The 4,618-nt window shown below is 37.9% G+C and carries 4 protein-coding genes and 2 pseudogenes; 5 read left to right on the top strand and 1 reads right to left on the bottom strand.

The annotated features are described in order from the left end of the window. The 5 genes and pseudogenes from GNF10_RS35330 to GNF10_RS35315 all read left to right on the top strand — a co-directional run. Window positions 1-609, top strand: a pseudogene (locus GNF10_RS35330) (hypothetical protein); the annotation flags it as partial. A 3-nt stretch (window positions 610-612) separates the two neighbouring features. After that, window positions 613-837, top strand: a complete 225-nt coding sequence (locus GNF10_RS35325; protein ID WP_185607424.1) for a hypothetical protein — start codon at window positions 613-615, stop codon at window positions 835-837. A 105-nt stretch (window positions 838-942) separates the two neighbouring features. Continuing rightward, window positions 943-1,407 (top strand): transposase family protein, encoded by a 465-nt coding sequence (locus tag GNF10_RS39410; protein ID WP_311774267.1) that lies wholly within the window; start codon window positions 943-945, stop codon window positions 1,405-1,407. A gap of 15 nt (window positions 1,408-1,422) precedes the next feature. Continuing rightward, a pseudogene (locus tag GNF10_RS39405) lies at window positions 1,423-1,848 on the top strand (transposase family protein); the annotation flags it as partial. A gap of 258 nt (window positions 1,849-2,106) precedes the next feature. Then, window positions 2,107-2,370, top strand: a complete 264-nt coding sequence (locus GNF10_RS35315; protein ID WP_185588012.1) for a hypothetical protein — start codon at window positions 2,107-2,109, stop codon at window positions 2,368-2,370. Between the two features lie 74 nt (window positions 2,371-2,444). Here GNF10_RS35315 and GNF10_RS35310 read toward each other — a convergent pair. Continuing rightward, window positions 2,445-4,618 (bottom strand): AAA-like domain-containing protein (locus GNF10_RS35310; RefSeq protein WP_185607422.1); only part of this gene is annotated, 2,174 nt, incomplete at its 5' end.

Raw genomic sequence — 4,618 nt, 5'->3', positions numbered from 1 at the left:
CAACCAACTAAGGTTGTTGGTATGGTAGTTGGTTCTGACGCGCCAACTGAAAATCCGCGTGTTGAGGAGACGGCTCACGCGCCCTTGAGGGGCGCGTCGCCTCAACGTATCGAAAGCGCGTCAGAACTTGAAGAATTGCTTGTGGCAACAGACTGCACGACGCTAGCGCTTGTGGATGTTGCACCGAGTCAATCCGCTTCGTTGTTGGCTGAAAAGCAGGATTGTGGTGTTGAACCGAAAGACTGTCATAAAGGCACTGATTCCGCCGCGCCCGTTGCCCAAAATGAAAAATATTTAAATTCTGCGATCGCACATCAAAAAATAGAACCGAGTCGTCCCTCTGCTTCTTTGTTGGCTGAAAACTTGGTTTCTGGTGATGAGGATAAAGTAGATCATGAAGGCACTTGTTCCGCTGCGCCCGTGTCATTAAATCAAAGTGAGATATTTGAATGGTTGGATAGAGCAAACGTTGGAGAATGCCCCCCCTTGTGGGTAATTCAATATTTGCTAGACAGCAAGTATTACGCCAGCATGAGGGCAAGCATCAGCAAGTTTGAGAAGCAGTGGAATATATCTGTAATCAATTATCAGGTGCAAAAATCTAGTTAGGCGTTGTTTACTGCCGAAGGTATCACCATTAGATCCAAGGCTAGACTATTGCGGATGGAGAAACTGAAGATGGCTTCTCTGGTTGGGGAAAATCCTGGTTTTGACTTCCTCCAACAATGCTGGAATGATGACCCTGCTTTGCAGATTGTGATCAAGAAACTGCTGGCGAAGTTTCCGCAGTGGGAGGTTGCGATCGTGGATGGGGTGCTGATGAAGTGGAATGAATAGAGACTGCCGTTTCAAAGACTTGCATATTAGACCAGTCCTAAATATAATCTAGGTGCAAAAAAATGGTAGAACGGAGATTTGAGCGTCTACCGTTGGTCTACCATAATGAAAAATCCACTTCATTATATACATACATATCCACTCCGCACCAAGCACGTACTAGGAATTGCCTACGACCAATTTTTATTGTTAGTACAACAAGCCAAATTAATAAATCAAGAACAACTGGCCGCAGTAGAACGTAAAAAAATTCGTGTTAACGCACCTGGAGGGGGACGCAAAGCAAAACTAACTGTTGAAGAATCGGTGTGTCTGTGTCTTTTTTACTTGAGGCAAATGCCTACATTTGAAATTTTAGGAATGCACTTTGATGTCTCAAAAACAGAGGCTAATGATACTTTTCATTATTGGATAAAAATCTTTCGAGTAATTTTGCCTTCTAGCTTATTAGAACAAGTGGAAGCTCAAGAGAGTGATTTGATGATTGTACAAGAATTATTGACCGAATTTGAGTTAATTGTAGATAGCATGGAGCAGCCAAGAGAAAGGCCTGAAGACAACAAGGAATAAAAAAAATATTTTTCTGGAAAGAAAAAGCAACATACCTTTAAAAACCAAGTTGTGTCTATGCCTGAAGCCAAAGAAATTGTAGATGTGGTAGTAGGAGTTAAGGGGCCAACGAGTGATATTTCTTTGTTTCGTAATCAGCAGCAGAAGTTTGCTGCCGAACAATCATTTCAAGGTGATAAAGCTTATATAGGTGGTACGAATATCTCTACCCCTCACAAGAAACCTCGAAATGGTAAATTAACCACTGAACAAAAGAAAGAAAATCAAGTGTTTTATAGCAATCGAGTTTTTGTCGAACATATCATTAGAGTCATCAAGATTTTCCGAGTAGCATCAGAGAGATTTCGTCTTCATCCAGATACATATGAACAGGTAATTTTAACTGTTTGTGGTCTAGTTAGACTAAGAATTGGTTCTTTAGTTTTACCAGTTTTATCCTAATCCTTAAAAATAGAGATGTTATGTCTTAATTATCGAATCTTTTCTGGGCTATACTATCAGTAACTGTCTCTAGCCCTCATTATCCCGTTGACTCTGGCTTTGACTGAAACGATCCCTAAGCCAGACACAGACTGCTTTTTAAATTTTCGGACAGGTCTATTGTAGTACTCGTTCTCACTCCCAACGCCATGCTGTTTCTACCTCATAGTTTCGGCTCAATTCTGAGATTAGCGCACAGTCAAGCAGTGCTGGGAGAATGTGCCGGATGCGATCGCTTATTTGAAGGAGGCACTGCGAACTTGGAAAGGAATCAAGTCACCAGAAGCTGTGTTTGTCGCTGCTTGTAAGGAGGGATGCAAACCAGAATCCGCGCAGGTCAAATCTGCTGTGAAGGATTGGTTTGAGTGGGCGAGGCGGCAGAGGATTGTGATTGCAATGTCGGGTGAGGTCGTGTATACGCCGGAGAGTGAGGCGGTGGCACTGGCAGAAATGATGCGGCGCTATCCGGTGTTGGTTTACTGACTTTTAAAACCAGAAAATGCTACACGCTATATAAATAAAGCTCTTTGGCTATTTCGTAGCCTCTTCAGGTAAATCTAATAAGATTTCTGTGATTTAACCCAAATCGAATTAAAAATCGATTCATAGATGCGGTTGTGAATTTTAAGAAAACCATCTTGTTGGATTACCAGTCCTGATAAACGTAATTCTTGTTCTTCTAGACTATCAATAACAATCACTTGTCTTTCATCTAAGATTTGTTGATAAAGGGTGAGAATTTGTTTACTATTTGCACTGTTTAAAATTCTATCTCTAATAGTTCTTAAATGTTCTGGTTGATCTTGCGTTTCCCAATTATTAATGATTTTATTTTGCACTAGATTCTTTACCCACTCAGGTTCATTTTTAGTGGGAATAGACATTTCTGTATTACGAATTAGTTGACATAACTTTTGAGTTAAAAAAGGTTGCCCTCCTGTCCACTTTAAGACTTCTTGAAGTAAGGTTTGAGGATTACTTACTTTTTCAGCTAATCCATGTAATAAAGGTTGTGCTTCATGGATTTTAAAACTTTCCAATTCAATAGCTTGACCAATATTAAAAGGGGTTCTTCTACTATCTGTCATTAATTCTGAGGGAGTAGCTGCCCCTAAAAAAGCAAAGGTGAGATTATGATATTTAGATTCTGGATTAATCATTCGTTGATTATAACACGAGCGAATTAAAGCGAAAAAGTCATCGGCTGGGAAGTTTAACCCTAAAACACTATCAACTTCATCGATAAAAATAAATATTTTGTTAGGTGACTCTTGATTATCTGAATTGACTTCAACTAATAACACATCTTCCAGAAATTGACTAAATCTTTGAACGAGAGAAATATCTAATCGCTCATTCCACCAAGTTTTGAAGTCAACTTTTTTTCGTAAACCAAAATTTCGTAATAAATCAACAGCTAGTCCTTTATACCATTGTTCAACCATAATATTAGAAGTTCCAATACGGGTTAAATCTATGGCTGCACATTTATAGCCTTCATGGTTTAAATGGTTTATCATCCTAACCATAAGACTCGATTTACCCATTTGTCGGGAATTAAAAATATAACAAAAATGACCTTGTTTCAAAGCTTTGTAGAGGTTTCTATCGGCTTGTCGTACCACATAAGTTGGTGCATCCATCGGCAAACTTCCCCCAACTTGATAATCAAATTTAGAGGGTTGTTCATTACTTTTTAATAGGTCATTTTCAAAAATTAATTCTGCTTGAGTGGCTTTGAGAACATCTAATGTGTGTGATAGTTCTTTAGTTCGTTCTTGTACTCTTTGTTCTAGGGTTTGATAGAGTCTAGAATTATCAATAGAGATGGCAGCTTGAGCAGAAAGTATATTTAAAAGTTCCACTCTTTCTGATGTAAATGCGCCTGTGGTTAAGTTATTTTCTAAGTAAATAACCCCTTTTAATTGACCTTGATTAAATAAAGGAGTACAGAGAATTGATTTAGTTTGTTGAGCAACAATGTAAGGATTAGTTGTAAATTGACCTTCAGAAGTAGCGTCATTTAAAACGATAGTTTCTCTTGTACGAGCGACATAATAAATAATTCTAGTAGGTACAAGGGGAATTGAGTTATCAGGTTCTATTGATTCTAGGGGAATTGATTGTAAGACATTAATGGTTTCTTTATCAATTGTTCCTTGAGCCTCAATGACCCAGTTTCCTTCATTTTCTAAAATCAGATAACCTTTTTGCGCTCCTGCATTTTCAATGACAATTTTCATTAAGTTTTGCAGCAGATTTTCCAGCTTAATTTCTCCAGAAATCGCTTGAGATGCTTTAATAACAGTGGTTAAATCAAGAACCTCTCCATCATTTCCTGTAGTAGATATCGTTGTAGTTAATCCTTTAGATTTATTTTTATTCGTAATGCCTAATAAATATTGAGAATATTCTTCTTCTAACTTTTTAACTTTAGCTTTTGCGCCCCAACGAATATAACAATGATAAGCATTTCTGAGATATAATTTACCGATTTCTTCTCTACCTAAAGTAAAATAAAATTCAGAAGCACGTTCATACGCTAAGGCTTCTTCATGGATAAATTCATATTTCTTTGCTCCTTGAATCGCTTTTTCATAAAATTCTTGAGCTTGCCAGTTTTTACCTAAAGCTCTTGCCTTTTCTGCTTCGACTAAATCATATTTATGTTGAAAATTATCTTGACAATGGCTCACCCATTTCGCCATATTTTTCTGATTTTTTTGAACTT

It is taken from the genome of Nostoc sp. UCD121, assembly GCF_014222285.1.
GTDB lineage: Bacteria > Cyanobacteriota > Cyanobacteriia > Cyanobacteriales > Nostocaceae > Nostoc.
This window is presented reverse-complemented; position numbering and strand designations above follow the sequence as displayed.